This window comes from Pantoea jilinensis, from assembly GCF_019104105.1.
Lineage (GTDB): Bacteria > Pseudomonadota > Gammaproteobacteria > Enterobacterales > Enterobacteriaceae > Pantoea > Pantoea eucalypti.
Genome location: NZ_CP077748.1, coordinates 63,351 through 87,621, shown reverse-complemented (window position 1 = coordinate 87,621; position 24,271 = coordinate 63,351). Strand labels below are relative to the sequence as shown.

Annotated in this window: 20 protein-coding genes; 6 read left to right on the top strand and 14 right to left on the bottom strand. The window is 55.7% G+C overall.

Annotated elements, in window-relative coordinates; translation table 11 throughout:
• Positions 1 to 33 precede the first annotated feature (33 nt).
• A complete protein-coding gene (gene pdxR / locus KTJ90_RS19875) occupies positions 34 to 1,524 on the bottom strand; it encodes a MocR-like pyridoxine biosynthesis transcription factor PdxR (protein ID WP_187513429.1) in 1,491 nt (496 codons plus the stop codon).
• Positions 1,525 to 1,634: 110 nt separating this feature from the next.
• Between pdxR and gabT the strand changes: the two genes are divergently transcribed.
• Both gabT and gabP read left to right on the top strand, forming a co-directional pair.
• The gene (gene gabT, locus KTJ90_RS19870; protein WP_140915636.1) at positions 1,635 to 2,921 is read left to right on the top strand and encodes a 4-aminobutyrate--2-oxoglutarate transaminase; all 1,287 of its coding nucleotides are present in this window, start codon (positions 1,635 to 1,637) and stop codon (positions 2,919 to 2,921) included.
• Between the two features lie 76 nt (positions 2,922 to 2,997).
• On the top strand, positions 2,998 to 4,413 hold the full coding sequence (gene gabP / locus KTJ90_RS19865) for a GABA permease (protein WP_003848167.1): 1,416 nt from the start codon (positions 2,998 to 3,000) through the stop codon (positions 4,411 to 4,413).
• A gap of 91 nt (positions 4,414 to 4,504) precedes the next feature.
• Here the strand turns inward: gabP and KTJ90_RS19860 are convergent, their stop codons facing one another.
• Both KTJ90_RS19860 and KTJ90_RS19855 read right to left on the bottom strand, forming a co-directional pair.
• Positions 4,505 to 4,924, bottom strand: a complete 420-nt coding sequence (locus KTJ90_RS19860) for a bleomycin resistance protein (protein ID WP_008924571.1) — start codon at positions 4,922 to 4,924, stop codon at positions 4,505 to 4,507.
• A gap of 21 nt (positions 4,925 to 4,945) precedes the next feature.
• A complete protein-coding gene (locus KTJ90_RS19855; RefSeq protein WP_192377924.1) occupies positions 4,946 to 5,842 on the bottom strand; it encodes a LysR family transcriptional regulator in 897 nt (298 codons plus the stop codon).
• A 146-nt stretch (positions 5,843 to 5,988) separates the two neighbouring features.
• On the opposite strand from KTJ90_RS19855, the gene KTJ90_RS19850 reads away from it, so the two are divergent.
• Positions 5,989 to 6,840, top strand: a complete 852-nt coding sequence (locus KTJ90_RS19850; RefSeq protein ID WP_499026981.1) for an MBL fold metallo-hydrolase — start codon at positions 5,989 to 5,991, stop codon at positions 6,838 to 6,840.
• 81 nt (positions 6,841 to 6,921) lie between these two features.
• On the opposite strand, the gene KTJ90_RS19845 is transcribed toward KTJ90_RS19850, so the two are convergent.
• Both KTJ90_RS19845 and KTJ90_RS19840 read right to left on the bottom strand, forming a co-directional pair.
• Positions 6,922 to 7,593 (bottom strand): hypothetical protein, encoded by a 672-nt coding sequence (locus KTJ90_RS19845; protein ID WP_140915634.1) that lies wholly within the window; start codon positions 7,591 to 7,593, stop codon positions 6,922 to 6,924.
• Positions 7,594 to 7,819: 226 nt separating this feature from the next.
• Positions 7,820 to 8,722 carry a LysR family transcriptional regulator gene (locus KTJ90_RS19840; protein ID WP_003848157.1) on the bottom strand — a complete coding sequence of 301 codons (903 nt, stop codon included), beginning with the start codon at positions 8,720 to 8,722 and terminating at the stop codon, positions 7,820 to 7,822.
• A gap of 97 nt (positions 8,723 to 8,819) precedes the next feature.
• On the opposite strand from KTJ90_RS19840, the gene KTJ90_RS19835 reads away from it, so the two are divergent.
• A complete protein-coding gene (locus KTJ90_RS19835) occupies positions 8,820 to 9,878 on the top strand; it encodes an SDR family oxidoreductase (protein WP_003848155.1) in 1,059 nt (352 codons plus the stop codon).
• A gap of 53 nt (positions 9,879 to 9,931) precedes the next feature.
• On the opposite strand, the gene rluF is transcribed toward KTJ90_RS19835, so the two are convergent.
• The 4 genes from rluF to KTJ90_RS19815 form a co-directional block, all read right to left on the bottom strand.
• Positions 9,932 to 10,810, bottom strand: coding sequence for a 23S rRNA pseudouridine(2604) synthase RluF (rluF, locus tag KTJ90_RS19830; RefSeq protein ID WP_476158116.1), 879 nt, complete (start codon positions 10,808 to 10,810; stop codon positions 9,932 to 9,934).
• Between the two features lie 103 nt (positions 10,811 to 10,913).
• Positions 10,914 to 11,384, bottom strand: a complete 471-nt coding sequence (locus KTJ90_RS19825) for a GNAT family N-acetyltransferase (protein ID WP_499026977.1) — start codon at positions 11,382 to 11,384, stop codon at positions 10,914 to 10,916.
• A gap of 137 nt (positions 11,385 to 11,521) precedes the next feature.
• On the bottom strand, positions 11,522 to 13,495 hold the full coding sequence (locus tag KTJ90_RS19820; RefSeq protein ID WP_003848149.1) for an autotransporter domain-containing esterase: 1,974 nt from the start codon (positions 13,493 to 13,495) through the stop codon (positions 11,522 to 11,524).
• A gap of 206 nt (positions 13,496 to 13,701) precedes the next feature.
• On the bottom strand, positions 13,702 to 14,592 hold the full coding sequence (locus tag KTJ90_RS19815; protein ID WP_499026975.1) for a MurR/RpiR family transcriptional regulator: 891 nt from the start codon (positions 14,590 to 14,592) through the stop codon (positions 13,702 to 13,704).
• 472 nt (positions 14,593 to 15,064) lie between these two features.
• On the opposite strand from KTJ90_RS19815, the gene KTJ90_RS19810 reads away from it, so the two are divergent.
• A complete protein-coding gene (locus KTJ90_RS19810) occupies positions 15,065 to 17,185 on the top strand; it encodes a TonB-dependent siderophore receptor (protein WP_499026973.1) in 2,121 nt (706 codons plus the stop codon).
• Positions 17,186 to 17,219: 34 nt separating this feature from the next.
• Positions 17,220 to 18,314 carry an ABC transporter substrate-binding protein gene (locus tag KTJ90_RS19805; protein WP_143756056.1) on the top strand — a complete coding sequence of 365 codons (1,095 nt, stop codon included), beginning with the start codon at positions 17,220 to 17,222 and terminating at the stop codon, positions 18,312 to 18,314.
• On the opposite strand, the gene KTJ90_RS19800 is transcribed toward KTJ90_RS19805, so the two are convergent.
• From KTJ90_RS19800 to KTJ90_RS19780, 5 genes are all read right to left on the bottom strand, one after another.
• On the bottom strand, positions 18,303 to 19,286 hold the full coding sequence (locus tag KTJ90_RS19800; RefSeq protein ID WP_003848140.1) for an XdhC family protein: 984 nt from the start codon (positions 19,284 to 19,286) through the stop codon (positions 18,303 to 18,305). The two genes, KTJ90_RS19805 and KTJ90_RS19800, sit on opposite strands and share 12 nt — an antisense overlap.
• Entirely contained in the window at positions 19,283 to 19,849 is a 567-nt protein-coding gene (locus tag KTJ90_RS19795) for a nucleotidyltransferase family protein (RefSeq protein ID WP_499026971.1), read from the bottom strand. The genes KTJ90_RS19800 and KTJ90_RS19795 overlap by 4 nt, the downstream gene beginning before the upstream one ends.
• Before the next feature lie 95 nt (positions 19,850 to 19,944).
• On the bottom strand, positions 19,945 to 22,254 hold the full coding sequence (locus tag KTJ90_RS19790) for a xanthine dehydrogenase family protein molybdopterin-binding subunit (protein ID WP_499026969.1): 2,310 nt from the start codon (positions 22,252 to 22,254) through the stop codon (positions 19,945 to 19,947).
• Positions 22,251 to 23,243, bottom strand: coding sequence for an FAD binding domain-containing protein (locus KTJ90_RS19785; protein WP_003848134.1), 993 nt, complete (start codon positions 23,241 to 23,243; stop codon positions 22,251 to 22,253). The genes KTJ90_RS19790 and KTJ90_RS19785 overlap by 4 nt, the downstream gene beginning before the upstream one ends.
• Positions 23,240 to 23,728 carry a (2Fe-2S)-binding protein gene (locus KTJ90_RS19780; RefSeq protein WP_008924558.1) on the bottom strand — a complete coding sequence of 163 codons (489 nt, stop codon included), beginning with the start codon at positions 23,726 to 23,728 and terminating at the stop codon, positions 23,240 to 23,242. Before KTJ90_RS19780 ends, KTJ90_RS19785 begins: the two co-directional genes overlap by 4 nt.
• Between the last annotated feature and the right edge of the window lie 543 nt (positions 23,729 to 24,271).

Sequence of the window (24,271 nt, the reverse complement as noted above, 5' to 3'; positions counted from 1 at the left end):
AATCGCCGCCATTAAAATCAGGCCCTGAACCCGCTAGCGCTGTGGAGTGAATTCAATACCGGCAGACGCCAGACAGGCTTTAAGGGTGCCAAACGCATCCTGACACTGCCGCTCATTAACACAGGCGTAGCCCAGCAGTAATCCACGCTCCTCCTGTGGGTGCATATAATATTGCGAAAGCGGCCTCACCTTGACCCCGCGCTTAAGTGCCTCTGCGGCTATCGCCACGTCATCAGCACCGGCTGGCAGCGGCATCACCAGATGCAAACCTGCTTCATGGTTGAATGCCGGTAAAAAAGCAGGCCCCAGATAGCGCTCGATAAGCCGGCAGAGGAACTGTCGGCGCTGACGATAAAGCAGCCGCATGCGGCGGATATGCTCCATGTAATGACCCAGCCGGATAAACTCCGCCAGCGCCCGCTGAATCAACAGATGCCCACCGCGATAGAGCTCCGCCGCCGCAATGCGCAATGGCTGCGCCAGCGGTTTCGGCACCACCAGATAGCCGATACGCAGCGCGGGATAGAGCGTTTTGCTGAACGTACCCATGTAAATAACCGGTGCATCTGCTTCCAGACCCTGCAGTGAAGGGTGTGGCTGTCCCGAAAATCGAAATTCACTGTCGTAATCATCTTCAACAATCCAGCTCTGATGACGGCGTGCCAGAGAGAGCAATGCCTGACGACGGGCCAGACTGAGATGAACGCCCAGTGGATACTGGTGCGACGGGGTCACAAACACCATTTTGGGTGGCGGCCCGCTGTCCGGCACCAGGCCCTGCTCGTCCACGGGCATCGCGCGAATTTTCAGGCCATTCATACGCAACAGATTCCGTGTTCCCCAGTAGCCCGGCTCCTCCATCCAGACCCGATCGCCCGGATCGCAGAGCACCCGCGTCACCAGATCAACCGCCTGATGAACGCCTTCCGTAATCAGAATCTGATCAGCATCGGCTCGCACTGATCGTGCAACCCTCAGATAATCCACCAGCGCATGGCGCAAATCGGGACAGCCACCGCCGCTGCTGTAAACCAGACGGTGAACGTCAGGTTCGCGGTTCAGTCGCGCCTGAATCTGACTGAATAGCTTGTGGGGGAATTCAGTGACATCCGGTGCGCCAGGAACAAATGCGCCCCATTGATACGGTGATGCGGTTGCATGACCGAGTAGCGTGGCACCCCGCTTTGACAACGTCGCCGGTCGTTGCGCTTTCACAGCATGAAGATCGGCAATCGCATCGCTCTGCAGACAGTTTTCCGGCAGCGTCTCGGCAATCCAGGTGCCGCTGCCGGTTCGCGCCGTGACATAACCCTGCGCCATCAGGCTCTCATAGACATGCATAACGGTATTTCGCGACACACCCAGTTCCCGCGCCAGATCGCGTGTTGGCGGCAAGCGGCTTCCGCGCGGGAATACCTCTTCTATGATCGCGGCCTGCATACAATTCAGCAGCCTCTGATGTAATGAGCCCGTTCTTAGAAACTGTAACCGTGCTAATAGATGATCTGCGTACAACAGTCGCAATTGGCTCCACCTTTCCTCTCACAATTGGCTCTGGCAACTCACCGCGCCTCAGGCATAAATAAACGTGTTTGTCGGGAATTGTAAACACGCATATTAACGAGGTGGAATAAATGAGCGAAAAAAATAACCTGATGCAGCAGCGCAAAGCACAGGCTCTTCCCAAAGGTATCGGTACGCTATGCGACTGGTACGTTGCCCGGGCAGAGAACGCCACCTTATGGGATCAGGACGGTAACAGCTGGATCGACTTTGCGGGCGGCATCGCAGTGCTGAACACCGGCCACCGCCATCCACGCATTGAACAGGCGATTGCCGAACAGTTAACAAAGTTTACTCATACGGCCTTCCAGATCACGCCTTATGAAAGTTACATCGCACTTGCCGAGCGCATTAATCAGCGGGTGCCAATCGCTGGGCCGGCGAAAACCGCCTTCTTCACAACCGGCGCGGAAGCCGTAGAAAATGCGGTGAAAGTGGCGCGTGCCTTTACCCGCCGTCACGGCATCATCACCTTTGGTAACGCGTTCCATGGCCGTACCTTTATGACCATGGCGATGACCGGGAAAGTGGCGCCTTATAAACGCGATTTCGGCCCGATGCCGCCGTCGGTGTTTCATGCACGCTATCCCAGCGCGGTTCAGGGAATCAGCATTGAGGCCGCGCTGACCAGCCTCGACGAAATTTTCTCTCAGGACATTGCACCGCATGACGTCGCCGCAATCGTGCTGGAGCCGGTACAGGGCGAAGGTGGTTTCCATGCGGCACCGGCAGAGTTTATGGTGCAGCTGCGCGAACTGGCTGACCGTCACGGCATTCTGCTGATTGCAGATGAAGTGCAGAGCGGATTTGCCCGCACCGGCAAGCTATTTGCCATGGAACACTATCCGGTGAAGGCCGATATCATCACGATGGCCAAAAGCCTGGCTGGCGGGATGCCGCTCTCTGCCATCGCAGGTCGTGCAGAAGTCATGGATGCGCCTGCGCCTGGTGGGCTGGGCGGAACCTATGCCGGAAACCCGCTGGCTATCGCTTCAGCGCACGCGGTTCTGGATGTGATTGAAGAGGAGCAGCTCTGTCAGCGTGCCGTTGAACTCGGTGCCCGGCTTGAAGCTGAGCTGCAGGAGCACCAGCGCAAGCATCCGGATATTGCTGACGTGCGTGCGCTGGGTTCGATGGTAGCCATGGAGTTTTATCAGGCCAGCACCGCGCAGGCCGTTCAGAAGATGGCAATGGAACAGGGCCTGCTGCTGCTGACCTGTGGAGCCAAAGGCAATGTCATCCGCTTCCTTTACCCGCTCACCATTCCGGATGCCCAGTTCAGCCAGGCGCTGACCATTCTCTCCACGGTGATCAATCACTGTGTCGCATCTGCCGGACATCCCGTCGTCCCAGCCTGATTTCGCTGGCGCGTTAACGCAAGTTTATCCCCGTTCGTCCGGTCTCACAGGCCGGACGCCGTCTGGAGACGTTTACATGACGATGACTCAGAATGCGAATGAAGATTCGCTCGCCCAAAACCTGAAACCGCGCCACGTGCGTATGCTCTCAATTGCTGGTGTGATTGGCGCAGGACTGTTTGTTGGCTCCGGCCACGCAATTTCTGAAGCGGGCCCGGCGGTCCTGATCTCTTACGCAGCGGCGGGTGCCCTGGTCGTATTGATCATGCGGATGCTGGCTGAGATGGCTGTTGCCTCGCCCGACTCCGGCTCGTTCTCAACCTATGCGGATAAAGCTCTCGGACGCTGGGCCGGTTTTACCATCGGCTGGCTTTACTGGTGGTTCTGGGTGCTGGTGATTCCGCTGGAGGCTAATGCGGCAGGCACCATTCTGCATGCCTGGTTCCCCGATATCGCCATCTGGCAGTTCACTTTCGCCATTACATTACTGCTGACTATCACCAACCTGCTCAGTGTGAAAAATTATGGCGAGTTCGAATTCTGGTTTGCCCTGATCAAGGTCGTTGCCATCATCCTGTTCCTGGGCGTGGCGGGTGCGGCAGTATTTGGTCTGCTGCCGGACAGTAACACCAGTGGCCTGTCGCATCTTTATGACACACATGGTTTTATGCCGAATGGTATCGGCGCCGTTGTCGCGGCCATTCTGACCACCATGTTCTCATTTATGGGCACAGAAATTGTCACGATAGCGGCTGCCGAGTCGAAGAATCCTGGCAAGCAGATCACCCAGGCAACCAATTCGGTTATCTGGCGTATCGCGCTGTTCTACCTGCTCTCCATTTTCTTTGTGGTGGCGCTGGTACCGTGGAACACGCCAGGACTGGTTGAACAGGGTTCATGGCAGACGGCATTACAGGCGATGAACATTCCGCACGCACGATTGATTGTCGATCTGGTGGTGCTGATGGCGGTGTGCAGCTGTCTCAACTCCGCACTCTATACCTCTTCACGTATGCTTTACTCGCTGTCACGCCGTAAAGATGCGCCTGCCGCTGCTTCACGCACCAATCGCAGTGGCACACCCTGGGTTGCCGTACTGCTCTCTACGGCGGCTGCGTTTCTGGCGGTCATCGCGAATTATCTGGCGCCCAGCGCCGTGTTTGAATTTTTGCTGGCGACATCAGGCGCGATTGCACTGCTGGTCTATCTGGTGATTGCTGCGTCACATCTGGTGTTGCGCAAAAAACGTGAGAAAGCGGGAGAAGTCCTGAGCTACCGCATGTGGCTATTCCCGGGCCTGACCTGGGTCACTATTCTCTTTATTGTGACAGTGCTGATTATTATGTTGTGTGATCCGAAACATCAGTCTGAGCTTCTGGCAACCGGCGGGTTAACGCTGGTGATTATCGCCACCAGCCTGGTTCTGCGTCGTAAAAAAGAGGTTCGCCAGCGAACGAAATACTTTACTCAGCGTTCTTCCGACCCCTCATAATCTCTGGTAATTCTTTAACAGTAAATGATGCCCACCTTTCACAGCAAAGGTGGGCATTTCTGCTTTTATATGCAGAATAAAATCTGAAAGCTTATTCCAGATACTGGCTGAAGCGCAGCAGATACCCATCCGGATCCTGTACCAAAAACTCCCTCTGACAGGCGATCGTCTCGCCAGTGTCATAATGGTTATCCCGCATCTCACGAAACAGTGGCACGGCATGCTGCTGCAAACGCGTTAATACAGCGTCAATGTCGTCCACCTCGATCTGGAAATTAATGCCCCGGCCAAGCGGCCAGTGCAGCCCGGCGGTGTTCCAGCCCTGCGGATGGAACTGCTCAATCATCAATTGTGCTTCTCCATAGCAAAGGTATGCGAAGTCAGGCTGCTGACGCTGAATCCTTACCTCAAAGCCCAGCACCACAGTGTAAAAGTGCATCGAAGCGGCGAAGTCAGTGACGGTGAGTTCTGGCACCATGCGATTCCAGTACATATTGTTGTTATCACTCATAAAGGCATCCGTTTTTGTCTGTTACGATCGCTGTTCATTCTCACCGCCAATACTTCTTTGCAGTTCATCCAGCATCAGCCGCAGGGCGGCAGACTGATGCTCGCGCGACAGATACAGTCCCCAGATGCCAATGCGCCGGGGCTCATAATCGGGCAGTAAGCTCACCAGCTTACCCGCTTCCAGTGCGCGCCGGGCTTCCTGCTCAGGTACCATTGCTATCCCACAATGTGCAATGGCTGCATCACACAACAGTAGTGAGATGCCAGCACTGAAGTTTCCCTTAACAGCAGCCGTGATTTTCTCTCCATCCGCCGCCGTGAAATGCCAGCTTTGTCCGGCGAACTGGCTGTAGTAAAGACAGTTGTGCTGTGTCAGATCATCCGGGGTTTGCGGTATGCCATGCTTCTGCAGATATTCCGGTGAGGCGCAGAGCACAGAGCGACATTCCCCGAGGCGGCGCGCGATAGCACCCGGCTCTGGCGCATCCGTAATACGAATCGCGAGATCGATACGCTCACTGATCAGACTCACGGGCTGATTATTAATGTCCAGCTCAATGCGCAGTGCAGGATAGCGTGCCAGAAAGTCAGGGATCACCGGCCCGACAAGATGCAGCGCCGTGAAGTGGGCGCAGGCGATGCGAAGCGTTCCCGCCGGCACGCCCTGCGTGGTCTCCTGCTGGATCGCTTCTGAGAGCAGGGCCAGCTGACGGGTCTTTTGCAGGGTCGCCTCACCGGCAGGCGTCAGGGTCAGCCGACGCGAAGAGCGATGCAGCAGACGTGTTCCCGCCCACCTTTCCATCTCCTCCAGATATCGGCTGACCATCGGACGAGAGATCCCCAGCGCACGTGAGGCGGCACTCAGGCTACCCAGTTCACAGATTCGGTTGAAAACAGCGGCTGCCGTCACTCTGTCCATCTCGTTCACCTGTCCGGATTATGAAACTCAGCATCTCTGATTGCGGGAATTCTATCAGATGGCGAGAGGCGTAGAATAGCGCCATCGACACTGAACAACGCCCGATGCAGATGCCTGAAGCGGGCCTTTACTTCTGAGGATTCACAATGAAAACCACACTGTTACCTGTGATGTTAATTCTGGCTTCGGCTTCCGCTAGCGCCGCCACTCTGCAACTGGAAACCTATAATCCGCAGGAGAAAGGCATTTTCCCTGTCTCTTCCACACTGGTTTCCGGGCCAACCGAAGCAATTCTTTTTGATGCACAGTTCAGCACCCAGGACGGTGAGAAACTGGTGGAGATGATTAAAAAGAGCGGTAAAAAGCTGAAGGAAGTGGTGATCACCTCTGGCGATCCTGATTTTTACTTTGGTCTGGAACCGATTGTTAAGGCCTGGCCGGATGTGAAAGTGGTTGCCGCGCCTGCGGTCGTGAAGCATATCCAGCAGACGCATGATGCCAAACTGAAATACTGGGTTCCTCAGATGAAGCAGGGCGCGCCGGATAAAGTGTTTGTTCCTGAAGTGACTCAACAGACACGCTTTAGCGTCGACGGCGAGGTGCTGGAACTGCGTCATCCTGAGCAGTACGCTGCCTACGTATGGATCCCTTCTGTGCGCACCATTCTGGGCGGTACGGGCCTTGCTTCCGGTATTCATGTCTGGACCGCTGACACCCAGAACGTTAAGAGCCGTGCAGAATGGCGTCATATCCTGACAGAAATGAAGACGCTGAACGCAACGAATGTCATTCCTGGTCACTACCTCGGGGCACGTCCTGAGGGCTCCCAGGCTGTGGATTTCACACTGAATTACCTGAAGAGTTTTGAAACGGCATTGTCACAGCACAAAACCTCAGCTGGCGTGATTGCCGCCATGAATACGGCCTGGCCGAAACTGGCTGAGCCGGCATCACTGGAACTCAGCGCCAAAGTGAATACTGGCGAAATGAAGTGGTAAATCTGTGACAGGTCAGTTAACCGCAGCGTGCGCAGCCGTCTAGCGGTTAACGCCCTGGAATAAAGCAGAGAGGTCCAGGCGCTATTTCTTTGTGAGATAGCGCCTGTCATCACGCGCCTGCAACCGCGCTTCCGCCGGAGTCGGGAAGATATAGTGAAACAGATCGCGGTAAAAACTCAGATGCTTCAGTAATCCTTCCTGAATAGCCCGGCTGATGTCCTTAATCAGGAACGCCTGGGTAGTATTGAAGTTAGCGATACTGAAAAAGGTTTTGTCATAGACGTTCACCACCCCTTCCCATTTCATCACCTTCTCATCCGGAGATATCCCTTCTGAGGCAACAAACATGCCTTTATGGGATTTCACGCCCTGTTTACTGATATAGGTAGTTAACGCGTCATAGCCACGCTTATTGCGCCAGCGACAGAATTCATACGGCACATCGTAATGCGGCAGCACAAAGTCAGGCGTGCGAAAATGTTCATCCCCAATCAATCCATCCAGCGTGACAGTGAAATGCAGAAAATCCTGCAGGAAATCGAACTGGCGGGTTTTGGTCAGAGTAACATTGATGGTGAAGTGACCCGCCTGTACAAACCAGTAATTGGTGAAGCCGGTGACCAGAATACAGAATGCCTGCCAGTCACTGAGTTTTCGATCTCCCGCCAGTCCCCTGAAACGGCTGATCATCATCCGCGATTTTGGGTGCTGATACGCTTTCAGCAGCGGATCGTTCATACCCTTCAGTAACATCAGGCACACTCCTTGATAGATTGCGCTTATCCTGCCACGCCCTGATCAGGGTGAAAAGTGTCGTTGTTCTGAAACAGTCTGAACTGATCGTCACTATGATAGGGAGCCCGGTGCTTCTGGTAGCCGGAAGGCTCAACAAATAATCAGTCCATGTCTATCACCATCCCACTCAGGTGACAGGCTATCCTTAGGTTGAGGGCAGAACTTATTCCTTTTCTTAATGCTGTTAACTGATGCTCTGGCCTGCTGTACGTATCAGCTCACTCACTTCCGCCACCAGCTTACGAACCTTATCAGGGATAAAACGGGCGTCCGGGAAAACGGCATAAAGATAGCGGTCGGGAAGCCGCCAGTCCGGTAAAACCCGTACCAGCCTGCCGGAGGCCAGCGCATCTGCGCCAATCAGCAGCTGTAACCCGCCAATCCCCAGCCCCGCCTCAAGGGCCTGCATTAACGCCTCACTGTTGTTAGAACGAAACACGCTTTTCACGGGAACAGACACACCTGTCATCCCGGACACCAGCTGCAGCGGCGCATCAGGCGAAATACCGCTAAAACGTATGTGAGGATGCCGCTGTAAGTCATCGGGCGTTTCCGGCATACCGTTTTGCGCTATCCACTCAGGGGAAGCCACCAGTACGGTTTCAACCGTGATCAGCGAACGGGCCGCCAGCGTGGCAGGCGGTGACTCGCTAAGGCGGATCGCCACATCAACGCCCTCCGCAATGAGGTCTGAAAGACGATCCTCAAGCGCGATATTCAGATGCAGCGCAGGATGCGCCTGCTGAAAGGCGATCAGATGCGGCATCAACCGGTGCCCTATGCCGCTCGGCAGCTGAATATGCAGTTTGCCGTGAAGCGGCTGCGTGCCAGGCCGCAATTGCTGTTCAAGTTCCTCCATCGCACTGAGCAGTTGCCTGACCTGCTGCAGATAGTGCTGACCCTGCTCCGTGAGCGCCATTTTTCTCGTCGTTCGGTGTAGCAGCACTACGCCCAAGGCCTCCTCAAGTGCAGCGATCTGCTGGCTCACCGCCGACTGCTTCATGCCATTTTGCCGTGCCGCCGCTGAGAAGGATCCCGCTTCCGCTACACGGACGAAGGTCTGAATCGCAGTCAGTTTGTTCTGCATTTATTGATTTTCCTGATAAGTGATATCCGGTTCAGGGGATTTAATCAGAATAACGCGCAGGTGAGAATGCGGCTTCTCTCTTAACAGGGTAATGATCATGAAAATGACGCAGGATAAAAAGGTTGCGCTGGTAGCAGGGGCCAGCGGGATTATCGGCCAGCAACTCAGCCAGGCGCTGGTGGCCGATCAATGGCAGGTGACCGCGCTGACGCATCAGTCAGACCTGGCGATAAGCGGAACCGAGGTTATCGCGGTGGATTTGCGCGACGTGCAGCAGAGCCATGAACGGCTGGCCTCACTGACTGATGTGACCCATATCTTTTACAGCGCATGGCTGAATGCCGCCGACTGGGAGTCGATGGTCGGTCCAAATCTCGCCATGCTGCAAAATCTGGTGCAAACCCTTGAAAATATCGCTCCGCTTGAGCATGTCAGCCTGATGCAGGGATACAAAGTGTATGGCGCCCATCTCGGACGATTTAAGACGCCGGCGCGGGAAAGCGATCCCGGCGTGCCCGGTGCCGAATTCAACGCCGCTCAGTTGAACTGGCTGAGCGCACAACAGCAGGGTAAAGCCTGGCACTGGAGCGCACCACGGCCCGGCGTGGTCGGCAGTGACCGGTCAGGCAACGTCATGAATCTGGCGCTGAGTCTGGCAATCTATGCTTCAATCTGTCGTGCAGCTCAGCTGCCTTTACGCTTCCCGGGTTCGCTGGAAACCTGGAACAGTATGGTGGATTTTACCGATGCGGCATTGCTGGCTGACGCCACGATCTGGGCAGCGCGCAACGCTGACGCACGCAATCAGGCGTTTAATATTAACAACGGCGATCTCTGGCGCTGGAGCGAGCTGTGGCCTGTCATTGCAGAATGGTTTGCGCTGGATATCGCGCCGCCCGTTTCACTCTCTTTCCGCCAGATGTTCAGGGACTATCGTACGCTGTGGCGAGACATCGCTGCAGATAACACACTCGTCGAGGCCGATATTCTGGCGCTGAGTGACGGGACTTTCGCTGATTTTGTCTTTGGCTGGAATTACGACATGTTTGGCGACGGCAGCAAGCTGCGTCGGGCAGGTTTTAACGGTTATCGTGCAACGGATGAGATGTTCTGCGATCTGTTTGCCCACTTCCGGTCATCGCGAATGATTCCGTGATAAAACGGTAAAGCGCAGAGAGCGGGAATATCGCTCTCTGCCTCAGGAAGATTTTAGCGCCCTTTCTTCTTACGTCCCGGCTGCACAAAGCGCTTGCGTGAAGCACCATTCGCATCGGCTTTTTCAGCCGGTTTAGCGGCACGCTTCTGTGGCTTACTCGCGGCGGCAGCTTTCGCCGGGGCTTTGGCTTTCTTCGCCGGTTTGTCTTCTGACGAGGAGTTCTCCAGCAGTTTAAACAGCTCTACGAGTTCGTCGTCGGTGAGATCGCGCCATTCACCCAGCGGTAACCCTTTGAGATTGACGTTCATGATGCGGGTACGCTCAAGCTTCATCACTTCAAAGCCGAAATGCTTACACATACGACGGATCTGGCGATTCAGCCCCTGAACCAGGGTAATGCGGAAGACAAACGGGGCTTCCTTTTTCACTTTGCATTTTTTGGTCACCGTGCCCAGCATCGGCACGCCTGCGCTCATCCCGGCAATAAATTCATCGGTGATCGGCTTGTCGACAGTCACGACATACTCTTTTTCGTGATTGTTACCGGCCCGCAGTATCTTGTTGACCAGATCGCCATGATTGGTGAGGAAAATCAGGCCCTGAGAATCTTTATCGAGTCGGCCAATCGGGAAGACGCGCTTGCTGTGATTGACGAAGTCGCTGATGTTATCGCGCTCGCCTTCTTCCATCGTGGTGATGATCCCGACGGGCTTGTTCAGGGCAATCAGCACCAAATCGTCTTCGTCGCGCGGCTCGATCAGCTGACCATTCACTTTCACCACATCGCCTGCAAATACCTGCGCGCCCACAGAGGCGCGTTTGCCGTTAATGAAAACGTTGCCCTGCTCGATATAACGATCGGCGTCACGACGAGAGCAGATGCCGCTCTCGCTGATGTATTTATTGAGACGAGTTGATGAGTCAGTCAGCATGATTCCTCCAAAAAACGCGGACTATACCTTACCGGCGGGGGGTTGCGAAGCCTTTGTACGGGAAACTTTTGCCACTTTTTGCCCGCCTGGCCGTGGTCCGCATTTACAGGTCAATCGACATCTCCATACAACGCAACGCGCAGCCCGCCAGCTTTGACGGATAAAGACTTTCTCCCAGCGGCCGGAAACCATGCTGCTCATAAAAGCTCACGGCGTTTGGCGTCGACTCAAGCGTTAAGCGGCGATATCCACGCTGCAGCGCCTCCGCTTTGATAGTGTCAATGATCCGGCCCGCCATTCCCTGTCCGGCGAAGCCTGGCAGCGTAAAAATGGCTTCGACGCTGGCGGCAGCGAGATCAAGCGATCCTGTCGCCACCGGCACGCCGTCCGGGCCATCAATCACGAAGAAGGGATTCACGCGAATCATCGCAGTAAAGCTGGCGGGCATGCGGTCCGGCGTCCAGGCGGCAAGGACATCGGGAGGATAAACGTGCTGGCAGCCGTGGCGAATAGCCAGATTACGGATATTCCATAACGTGTGCGCCTCTTCGGGCGATGCCTGTCTGACAATCATGATGCCCTCCGGCTCCTGAACAGAGCCGTTACGTTAGCACACCGCGATGCGGGGATCTCCAATCCCTGACAGGTTCAGATGTCGTCAGCCATTACCTCTTTGCGTAATGACAGACGACAGAGTTTAAAGCAGAGCAGTTAAAAGCGGGCGTTAAGTCCGACGTTCCATGTCACCTGATGCGTGTCGCTGTTGCCTGCCACTGCTGAGACGCCCGCAAAGGCATTGACCGATGCGCCAATCGGCACACTCGCCCCGACCGCCATATCGATCCAGTTATCGTCACGCGAGCCGCTGTTGCGGGTAAAGGCGGTGCGTGTCGATTTCAGTCCGGCGGTGACGGCAGAGTCGGTATCACCAAACTGGTGGTTATAGCTGACCTGCGCCCAGGGATTGATTAACAAATCCTTACTGTCGATACGCCAGCCGACGGAGCCGATTTGGGAATGCAGTGTCTGGTCGCCAAAGCGCATAGAAGTACTGCTGTTCCCCTCTTCTTTATACCCATCGACCTGGGTGTAATCCAGCGCATAGCTTGCCATCGGGCCGGTGGAGACATAGCGACCCAGCGGCAAATCCCAGCCGGTCTGTACCCGCATTCCCAGCACTTTGCCATCACTGCTGCCCTTTTCAGTACGTGTCGCGGGTCCCAGCCTGATCTGACGCTCAATATCATCAAAGTTGAGATCGGCATAATGGGCATCCGCATTAATCCATCCGCCATCGAGATAATTGAACTGACTCCAGAGCGCCACCAGATTGCCGCGTAAACGGTAATCAAAGCGCGACGAAGGATCCTGGCGTTGCGAGGTGGCGGAAAGCATCGCGCCGGCCTGCCAGTGATCGGTCAGCTGATAGCCCACACCTACGGTGCCAGTGGCGCTGGTGGCATCGCCATCAGGCAGGCTGTCACCGCGAAAATCTCGCTGTTGCCCGGCATAACCGCCGAACACAGTAAACTCGCCAGCGCTGGCGGGCTGCTGACGCTGCTGCTGCAGATGACCGTCGAGCGTGTTATGCGCATCGCCCACCAGCATCGACGGTGCCTGAGCTAGCGCCGCCACCTGCAGCGGCGCATTCAGCACCGACTCAATATAATCAGCGATCAGCGCATGCACTGCCGGGCTGGGATGCAGCCGGTCGGCGAACAGATATTGCTGTGACTGAGAAAATCCAGGCGTCGAGGAGGTGCAGTCCATTGATGAGACACCTGGCGGGCAAGCCATGCCCGCCGTATTGCTGAGTCCATACAGACGCGGATTATCAATCACCTCATTAAACAGGCCATTGATATCCACCCGCGCGATGTTCCCGCGTGCTGTCAGCAGACCCTGCTCTTCAGCCTGATTGTAACGATCGGTCAGTGTCGCAGCCTCCTGACTCAGTAATTGCCAGGCAGCAATCAGCTGTTGCGCAAGAGCATCCCGGATAAGTGGAATCGAAGAGACCTGTCCTGCCGCCTCGTTTAGCGCGGTTTCAATCGCCTGCTCTCTTGCGGCCCGATCAGGCGTGGTGGTGGTGCTCAGCGACTGAAACAGCGCCGCCGTCGCGGGTTGCGCAGCCGGGCCAAGTACCTGCAATATCGCCTGCAACAAAGCAGGCGTTGCTCCCACATTCGGCACCGTCGGCACAATCACCGTTCCGGCCCCGGCATTCAGCAACCGGCTGACCTGAGAGGCCGCTGCACTGGCACTGTTATCCACGATCTGCTGTGCAGCCAGCGGCGCCAGGGCTGCCGCCGCCAGATCATTACCACCAATCCAGTGAATGTAGAGACCGTTCGGGTCAGCCCGTCCCCCACGCGCCGCAAGATAGCTATCAAGTTGATCCTGAGTATTAAACAGCGGATTAATCGCCGGCACTGCAACCGCGCCACCCTCGGCATAGTTGTTACCACCCAGGGATGAGGGACGCAGGGTATCGCCCAGCGACTGCGCCAGAATCTCGTCATAAAGCGGATGAGTCGCGCCATCGTAGGTAAAGCGGCCTACGTTGCCGCCATCACTCAGGCTATCGCCAAACACGGTGAGATCGCTCCATGCCGCAGCAGGTAACGGGGACAACAGGCTCAGGGTCGCACAGCAGAAAAGGTATTGCGCGTGAAGGGGTTTCATCAGCAGCTCCGCACAAATCAAAATTTTGAGAAAAAAAGCGTCGTAACCGCACCCACTGGCGCAGCAAGCTGTAAGCGTAGTCGTCTCAGAAAATGGGCGGCAGAAAAGACGCGATCGCGGTCGCAAAGCCGAAAAATTTGGCTTAAAGATGAGCCGGAAAATCGGGTTAACCTGAAAGGCATACCGCTTCGGCTCAGTAATGATGACTACTTTTTGCTGACGGGTTTCAACCCGCGATTGAGATCCTGTAAACGCTTCATAGTTTTCACCGTGCGCTGCGGCAGCGTGGAAGCCACCGACAGGATTAGCATCTCCAGGCAAACCATAATCGTGCCGTGCAGGGGAATGCGTCCCTTCTCACCGCCACGGGGCACATTGATCACCACATCCGCTTCTCTCGCAAAAAAGGAGTCGGTGGCATTAGTCAGCAGAATAACCGGGATGTCGAGCCGCTTTGCTTCTCGCACCACGGCCGTGCCTTCGCGGTGTGCAGACTGCTGGGCCATCATCACCAGCACATCGCCGCGCTGAAGCGCCAGCATTTGTTCTGCCAGTGCAATACCGGCGCGATTCAGGGAGAAGGCGGGGAGACCAATACGGTTTAGCAGCCGCACGCTGTAGTCCGCAAGAATCCCCGAGGCATTAATGCCAAAGATAGCGACTTCCCGCGCTTCGCCCAGCAGCGCGACGGCATCCGCTACCGCCACCCGATTATGCGGTTGCGACAGCACCTCACAGGCATAACGATGACCATCCAGCACAAAGTCGATGGCGCTGTTCACATCGCTGGTCACCTCACTGACGGTGGTGATCATCTTATCTTCTGAAGTCAGCGAGGGACCAAACCAGGCCTTAAGCGTCTGTTTGAGGTCGCGCAGACCGCTAAAACCCAGAGCCTGAATAGTGCGGATCACAGTGGCATCAGAGGTGTGATTCGCTACGGCGATCTCAAGCGCGGTGCTCTCCAGTACCGTTTCCCGCTGTTGATCGATATAGCGCGCTACGGCCAGCAGACGCGGAGAAAGCTGTTTTTCGCGGGCACGAAGGCGTTCAGCGACCACATCCACTCTGTTTTTAACGGGTCTGTTCTGTTTCATGCTGCTCCTGCTGCTGACCTTACAAATCTGTAATGCTCACTCCCGGTCTGATCCAGGCGTGACAATTTCAGGCCTCAAAAATGTAGTGAATGCCTCATTACGCTTTACATTTCACCTGAAAAAGCCAGGGATTAAACGCTATTTTCACATCCCATAACAAATAAATAATCATTATTATCAACAATATAAAATCATATCTGAACTGTTTTTTTATAAAAAGTGACGCGATAAAAATGTAGTAAAAACTCTTCAAATTTTGTTTACTACTACATTACCTGATGTTTGAATGATTCTCAATTACAGATGAGAAGTGTTGTCGTCCGGGCAACGTCATGATGTCTGAACGCTGATGTGCTTCTCCTCTGCTTAAAGCGCTGCATATTGCAGACCACCTCCAGGGAAGCCCTGCATGACCGACAGCCATCAGGGCGTATTAGCTTCAGAAACTGCCAGTAACAGACACGAAAAAAAAATGAAAAACAAAGACACACGATATCCGGCCCGACACCCTGCTCTGGTCATGGCGATTTTCGGCAGCATGATGCTGCCACAGGTCAGTGCAGCAACCGACAGCGCACCGGATATGACCGTGACCGCGGATGCCAGTCCAGAGGGAAATTACAGCGCCAGCGAGACCAGCGTTGCCAGCAAAATGCCCACCGCGCGACTTGATGAGGTGCAGTCGGTCAGCGTGGTCACGCAGCAGCAACTGGAAGATTTTCAGGCCAGCTCACTGGCGGATGCGATGCGCTTTGTCAGTGGCGTCTCGGAGGCGAACACGCTGGCAGGCACCGAAGATGGCTTTGTACGGCGCGGTTTTGGCAGCAACGCCGATGGGTCGGTTTACCGGGATGGTATCCGCAGCAGCCAGGGTCTCAATTTTGATGCGACGACTGAAAGGGTTGAGGTGCTGAAAGGTTCCTCTTCCCTGCTGTATGGCATTCAGAATCCGGGTGGCGTTATCAATGTGGTCAGTAAAAAGCCGCAGTATAACTGGCACTCCAGCGTCACCGGACGGTATGCCAGTGAGGGTGGCGGTGCTGGCACGGTGGATGTCACCGGTCCGTTGGGCAACGGTTTTGCCTTCCGGCTAATCGCCGAAAAGCAGAATCAGGATTACTGGCGCAACTTTGGCATTGAAGAGCACACACTACTTGCGCCATCGCTGCAGTGGTTCGGCGAGCAGGCCAGCTTTCTGATCAGCTATGCGGACTATCGCTATGATATTCCCTACGATCGTGGCACCGCGTTTATCGACGGCAAGCCGATTGATATTGGCTACAAAGATCGTCTGGATGATAAAGCTAACCATGCCTGGGGCCATAACAGAACCCTGAATGCCCATTATGACTGGCAGTTTAATGATGAGTGGCGCACCCGGTTAACGCTTGGCTGGAACCAGCGGCAATATGATAATAATGAAGTGCGCGTAACGGCGGTGAATGCCACCAGCGGCGTGGTGACACGTCGGGCCGATGCCAATCGCGGGTTTAACCACAAAACCAAATATGTAAGCTGGGATCTGATGGGCAACCCGGAAATCCTGGGGATGCAGCACGCGCTGGTGGCGGGCACCGACTATGAGATGAACCAGACTTATCGTGCTCATCAGTATCAGGGCAAGGTCAATCGCCAGTTCAATTACTTCAATCCCGACTATGACATGCTGTCGCCGGTCACAGACGCCAGCACAGAGAACACCGCTGCGGCTAATAACCTGAACCGTATCCATAGCCGGTCGCTTTACGCTAAAGACAGCATTTCACTGACACAGGACTGGATTGTGGTACTGGGTGGTCGTTATCAGCATTATGAGCAGCGTGCCTCTCGTGGCTTCAATCCGCAGATTGAAACCCTGAACGATGAGGGCAATAAGTTTCTGCCGCAGGCGGGAGTCATCTACAAACTTACCCCTGACCTCTCTTTCTACACCAGCGTCAGCAAATCTTTCACGCCTTCAACGGATGTGGATGATGAGGGTAACGTCGGCAAACCTGAGCAGGGAACCAGCTGGGAAGTGGGCAGCAAATGGCAGCTGTCGCCGAAACTCCTCGCCACCGTGGCGCTCTACCGTATCGATGAAAGGTTGATGTCGCTGAATATTAATGGCAGCACGCGAGCCATTGATAAAGCCCGTTCGACCGGTGCTGAGTTTGAGCTGAATGGCGAAATTGCGCCTGGCTGGGATTTGAGTGCGAACTACAGCTATGATCAGGCAGAAATTGTCAGTGACCGGGTTAATCCGGATAACAACGGTAACCGTCTGCAGAATGCCCCGCGTCATGCCGGTGCGCTTTACCTGAGTCATGAAATGCAGGTCAGCGGCCTGCCCGGCTCGCTGCGGCTCGGCGGCGGTGCGCGATATGTCGGCAGTCGTGCAGGCGATCCCGACAACAGCTTCACCCTGCCCGACTACGTAGTGGCTGACAGCTTCGTCGCATGGAAAAACCGCCTGTTCGGCGAAAAAACGGAGCTGCGTCTGAACATTAATAACCTGTTTAACCAGCACTATTACACCTCAAGCGGCGGCAATCTGCGCGTCCGTGAAGGCGAAACCCGCAATCTGATGGTACAGGCCCGTGTTGAATTTTAAATCACTTCGTTCTGCATTGCTGATGCTCGGCGTGATGCTGGTCAGCGCGGGCGTACACGCCCGCACGCTGACCGATATTACCGGTCGCCAGGTCACCATTCCTGACCATCCGCAGCGTATTGTGCTGGGTGAAAGCCGGATGCTATACAGCGTTGCGCTGCTGACACCCGGCAATCCTCTGCAAAATATCGCTGGCTGGCCGCAGGATCTGAAAAAGTATGATCCTCAGACCTGGCAGATTTTTGCCCGCCAGTTCCCGCAGATGGACGCTATTCCGGTACTGGGCCTGGATGGCGTTAATGACATGAATCCCGAACAGGTTATCGCGCTAAAGCCTGACGTGGTCATCCTGCCACAGCTGGCACGCGGCAGTGAAAGCGGCCTGGTACTGGAGAAAATGCTCGCGGCGGCGAATATCCCGGTGGTGAAGATCGATCTGCGGGTTGATTTGCTAAAAAATACTGAGCGCAGCATCATGCTACTGGGCGAAGTACTGAATCAACCCCAGCGTGCGGCTGACTTTAATCGCTTCTACCGCAGCCACATGCAGCGCATTGCGAGTCGTCTGGCGGGTTATCACGGCCCGAAGCCATCCGTGCTGTTGCAGTTGCACCTGGGACGGCGCAGTGAATGTTGTGTCACCTCGGTAAACGGCAATCTGGGTGAGCTTCTGACGTTTGCGGGTGGCAAAAATATAGCCAGTGAGCAGATCAAAGGTGTGTTCGGGCGGCTGAGTGAGGAAAGTGTGATCGCTGCTCAGCCGGATTACTACTTTGCTACCGGCACTGGCAGCGCAGATGAAGTGGGTGCGTTAAAACTTGGCCCCGCTGTCACCGCAGCGCAGACCCGACAGAGCCTGCTGGCACTGACAGGTAAGCAGAATGCCCTGAAGCAGCTCACCGCACTGCGCGACGGTCATGCCGGTGCTATCTGGCACAACTTTTACCTCAGTCCCTGGCACGTAGTAGCAACCGAATTCTTTGCGACCACGCTCTACCCGCAGCTGTTTCATGACGTCGATCCTGAACAGACTCTACGGCAGCTGTTCCGTGATTTCCTGCCAATCCCCTATTCGGGCAGCTACCTCTACAGACTGGCACCCGAAGTGAAACCGGAATCAGGCCGCTGACAGTCCGCGATTTTTTACCCGAACGATATCTGCCATCACCGACAACGCAATTTCCGCCGGCGTTTTGCTGCCGATGGGCAGACCAATGGGCGCATGGATGCGGTCCAGTTCCGTCCGATCCAGACCGGCGATCTGCTGGAGTCGCGCGCGCCGTTTCTCGCTGTTTTTCACCGAGCCCATAATACCGATATAGAACGCGGGTGTGGCAATCGCTTCCATCATCGTCAGGTCATCAATGCGCGGATCGTGGGTCAGTGCCACAATCGCCACCGCAGCGTGCGCCCCGTTCAGCTCCAGCCAGCGCGCCGGATGCTGTGACACCAGCGTCACGTTGTCCGCGCCGCTGAAGTGGCTCTCCAGCTCTGAGAGCATCTCCGGGCGGTGCTCACAGACCCGCACATGAAAACCCAGGATCTGCCCAAGCCGGATGCACTCATAGGCTACGGTTGAGTAGCCCGCGATCAGCAATTCCGGTATCGCGCCAACAGGCAGCAACATCTGCGCCTCGCTGGCATCCAGCTCAGGCAGCACACGATCGCTGGCGATAACTTCCCATTGTGCGCGTTCACCAGGCCGTATCATTTTCACCATCGGCTGTTGCCCGCTCAATGCGCGTTGCATTGCCTTCAGCAATGCCAGCGTCGCGTCATCAGGCGGCAAATATTCAATGGCGATCTCCAGACTACCGCCGCACGGCAAATTAACGTCAGGCCGAATTCCGCCCTCACCATAGCGCACACGCTGACTGCTGGCTCGATAAGCACCCGCCGCCAGTTGCGCCAGAAAATCCTCTTCTATGCAGCCGCCCGACAGTGAGCCGCAGTACGCTCCGGCTTCATTGACTGCCATCAGCGTGCCCGGCGCGCGCGGCGAAGAGCCATAGGTACGCAGCACCGTACAGAGCCAGACATTCTGACCTGCCTGGCAACTACTCAATGCCGCATTAATCACGCGTTGATCCAGCGTTATCATGAAAATTCCTTTATTAACTGCAGATCAGCGGGGAGATCGATATCGCACAGGCAACCGCGATCCTGAAGTGGCAGCCTGACCGCCTGTGACTTCACCATCGCCTGCGGACCGGCATCGCCCTGCAACACGCTCAGCATGGGATAGCATTGCTGCTGAAAACCGACCGGATGGCCTGGCCTGCCGTCAATCCACGGCCTGACGATAGGCGCATCCGCCAGCGCGGCGCTGACGGCGCGATAGCTTTCCGCCGTGACAAATGGCATGTCGCCCAGCGCAATCAGCCAGCCGTCGTAGTCGCGGCTGGCGTGAACACCGGCAGCGATCGATTCGCCCAGTCCGCCGCTGTTACACAGCACTAAAGTTGCCTGCGTGCAGAGCGTGTGAATTGCCGATGCGTCGGGGCGCGTGACGACGAACAGGTCAAGCCCGCTGGCAGCGGCATGCTCCAGTGTATGTTGCAACACCGGTTTGCCTTCCAGATCAGCCAGAAGCTTATGCTCGCCTGCCTGCTGGCGAAAACGGCGACTCAGCCCGGCGGCCAGTACGACCAGCGCTATCCTCACTCTCTTTCTCCGCTCAGCGTGCAAAACGGGCGCAGGCTCCAGCCCACGCCCGTAAAATGACAATTCGACCGGCTGTCAGCCGGTCAGAATCAGGCTCAGATAATTTTGTCGAGCGTAATCGGCAGGTCGCGAACGCGCTTGCCCGTAGCATGGAACACCGCATTGCTGATCGCTGCTGCCACGCCGACGATACCCAGTTCACCCACGGGTTTACCGCCCATCGTAGTCGCCTCGAAATCGGGCTCGCCCACATTGATGGTGGTAATGTCAGGAATATCGCCATTGACCGGCACCAGATAATCCGCCAGGTTGTTATTGATTACCCGGCCATTACGCGGATCGACAATGCCCTCTTCCATCAGCGCCTGGCCGACACCCATGATCATGCCGCCAATCCACTGACTGCGCGCCAGTTTAGGGTTGTAGAGACGACCGCTGTCGAGTGCCGCGACCATCCGTTTTACCCGAATCGTGCCAAAGTCTTCATCAACCCGCACTTCAACAAAATGCGCGCTCCAGCTGTGAGCAGAGAATTTTTCAGGACGGGTACCATCATTGAGGTTGCGGACCATCTTATCGCGCTCACTTTCTGGCATATCATCCGGGAAGGTCCCGCCTTTCACCGTGAGACTCTCCGACGGTGCCAGGCTCGCCAGCTGCGCGAATGAGACGGCCAGGTTGCTGTGCTGAGTATGCTGCACGCCGTCGCCTTTCAGGGTGAGCTGAGAAGCCGGTGTCCCTTTCAGCGGCGACTGAGCCAGCTCGCTTGCCAGCTTCAGTAACTGGTCGCGCATGCGTTTAGCGGTGTCGTCCACTGCGGCAGTCACGTTGCCGGCCAGCTGCGAACCGCCCGCTACGCCTGTACGCGGCAACTCGGTATCTCCCAGTTGCACCTCAATGGTACTGGAGGCCACGCCCAGAATGTCGGCAGCAGTCTGCGCCAGAATGGTATAGGTTCCGGTGCCGATATCCGCACCACCGCACTGCACCACAAATTTGCCCTGCGGCGTCAGGATGATTTTCGCTTCTGCGGGCAGCTTATTGACCGGATAGGTGCCGGAGGCCATACCCCAGCCAATCAGCTCACGCCCCTCACGCATTGAACGCGGCGTCATAATCCGCTGGTCCCAGCCAAAGGCTTCAGCCCCTTTCTGATAGGCTTCTTTCAGTCGGCGTGAACTCCACGGCAGATCGAGCTGATAATCTTTGTCTGCCCAGTTGCGCAGACGCAGTTCCAGCGGATCGATGTTCAGGGCATAAGCCATCTCATCCATCGCCACTTCCAGTCCAAAGGCGCTGGGGTTTTCGCCTGGCGCGCGCATCCATCCCGGTGTAACGGTGTTGATCGGCCTGATCTGATGTTGAGTGGAGACGTTCTCCACCGCATACATACGCGCTGTAACTTTGCTGCAGTTCTCGGCAAATTCGTCGATCAGTGACGTTTCACTGAAGCTGCGCTGGATAATCGCCTGGATTTTGCCGTCACGCGAGGCACCCAGCTCCAGCTGCTGAGAGGTAGCAGCACGTCCGCCGAGACCCGTAAAGGTCTGCGGACGGGTCAGCGACACCTTGATCGGGCGGTTAAGCGCCCGCGACGCCACACTCGCCAGCGCGACGTGGGTATAGGGCACTGGCTTTGAACCAAATCCGCCGCCGACATAAGGCGAGATGATGCGCACGTCTTCAACCTCAATGCCCAGCCACTCGGCGATCTCCACCTGTGCGCCCGCGACCCACTGGCTTGGCTCCCAGACAGTGATGCGTCCATCCTGCCACTGCGCCACACAGGCGTGCGGTTCCATTGGCATATTGTATTCGCGCGGCGTGGTGTAGCGCTGACTCAGACGCACCTCAGCCTGTTGCATCGCTGCCTGCGCATCGCCCATGTTGATATCCTGCTTCGAGACCGGTTTCGGCTCAACGCCCTCATCAGTTGCAAAAATCAGCGCGGGCGAGGTTTCATACTCAATTTCAACCAGCGAGGCGGCATAGGTCGCCTGCTCAAAGGTCTCTGCCACTACCAGACCGATATTCTGCCCGTTGTGAATAATCACATCGTCCTGAATCGGGGTGTAGGTTGACTGCGCCGCGCCCCCATCTGCAATGGCAGTAGGTTTGTTGATCTTCAGGCTGTTCAGATGGGTATAAACCGCCACCACACCCGACGCCTGCTGCGCCTTGTCGGTTGACATGCGGCTGATACGACCGCTGGCAACGGTAGACTGGATCACCACACCATAAAGCGGATTTTCCGGCTGATGTTCAACCGCATAACGCGCTTCACCAGTGACTTTCACTTTGCCGTCGCCCCGCGTGCGAGCGGCGCCCAGCCCTTCAATCGGGTTGTCTGCAGCTGAGTTCGTCTTCACTGCATCCTGAGGCGCGTGGTCGTTTACGTCACTCATGCGATTTCTCCTGCTGCCATCAGCGCGCGTGCAATGACACGCGGCGCCAGTTTTGCTTTATAGGCGTTATGTGCCAGCGCCTGCGCTTCCTGGGTAATCAGTTCTGCGGCCCGGAACACTGTCTCTTCATTAAACGGCTGGCCTTCCAGTGCCTGCTCCACGGACCTGACGCGCCAGGGTTTGGTCGCCACGCCGCCCAGTGCGATATGCACCTGACGCATCACGCCGTTCTCCAGCGTAAAGCCTGCGGCGGCACTGGCTGCAGCAAACTCATAGGAGCTGCGGTCGCGGACTTTAAGGTAGTGAGAGTGCCGGAGAGAGTCGGTTTGCGGCACTTCAATCGCCACAATAATTTCGTCATCACGCAGATCGTGCTCACGATCAGGCGTGTCACCTGGCAGCAGGAAGAAATCATCCATTGCGATGCGGCGGGTTTCGCCCTGCTGATTCTGCAGGACCACAATGGCGTCAAATGCCACCAATGCGACCGCCAGATCGCCGGGATAAACCGCAATGCAACTGTCGCTGGCACCCAGAATGGCATGATTGCTGTTAACGCCATCCAGTGCGGCACAGCCAGAACCCGGATTGCGTTTGTTACAGGCAGTAAAGGTCGCCGGATCGCGGTAATAGGCGCAACGGGTACGCTGACGTAAATTGCCGCCCAGCGTCGCCATATTACGAATCTGAGGAGACGCAGCCTGCCACAGGCTGCCGTAGATTGCCGGTGCATTCTGCTCGCAGTCGTGATGATCGGCCAACTGACTCATCGTGACCAGCGCACCGGCCGTAATTTTATCGTCGTCAAACTGCAGATTTTTAAGCTCGCTTAATCCGCTGATACCAATTAACTGGGGTGGCGTGAAGACGCCACACTTCATCAGATCGAGCTGCGTGGTGCCGCCCGCCAGCAACTGACTGCCTGACTGCTGTTTAAGGGATGCGGCGTCCTGAGGCGTCTGCGCGATTTTCCAGCTGAATTCATTCATGCGGACTCCTTCGCCATCTCAGCAGCGGCCTGTTTAATCGCATCGACGATGTGCGGATAAGCCCCGCAACGGCAGAGATTGCCGCTCATATATTCACGGATCTCATCATCTGAACCGGCGTGGCCCTCTTTGATACAGGCGACAGCGGACATAATCTGGCCCGGCGTGCAGTAGCCACACTGGAAGGCATCATTTTCCATAAAGCAGCGCTGAACCGGATGCAATTCACCTTCGGTGGAGGCCAGGCCTTCAATGCTGGTGACTTCAGCGCCGTTTGCCTGCACCGCCAGCGTCAGGCAACTCAGCACCCGCTGACCATTAATCAGCACCGTGCAGGCACCGCATTGTCCCTGGTCGCACCCTTTTTTAGTACCGGTCAGGTTAAGATGCTCGCGCAGTGCATCGAGCAGGGTGACTCGCGGATCGACCTGCATCTGCTGCGACTGGCCATTGACCTGCATTGTTAGCGATATTTGTTCCGACATTGTCTGCTTCCCATTGTTGTGGGCTAAAAGATGGTTTTTATTGGTATTTTTATGACGGGAGTGAAATCGGGGAAATGGTGATAACCCTAATCTTTACACGCGTATCTCTGCTTTTAGGTTTAGCAGCTTTTTGGCGATTCGGGGAAGATCAGGGTAAAAGACAGCGTTATCTGAGGTGAAAAGAAGATCAAAGCGTTATAAAAGTTAAAACATAACGATTTCATCTCTATGATTTTATGGGCTTTAAAGTCTAACTTGTTGCTATGTGTCGTTCAGAAGACTTCTGGAACTGCCTTGTTAACTTTCCCAAAAAGTTAAACACTCAGGAATTGCCTGAATCCTCAATCCTGTTTAAGCCAGAATCCGCTGACGGAATATGCAACGTTGAGTCTGCTACGAGATGGCCATTTTCTCGGTTCAGTGAGGCAATGAGGTGCCTGAACGCCTGGCACACACATCAGGCTCCTCTTCTGGCCCCCTGGTGGCTTAGAGTATTTGTGGTGGGATAAAATGGGTCATTACCAGTATGAAAAACGAAATGTA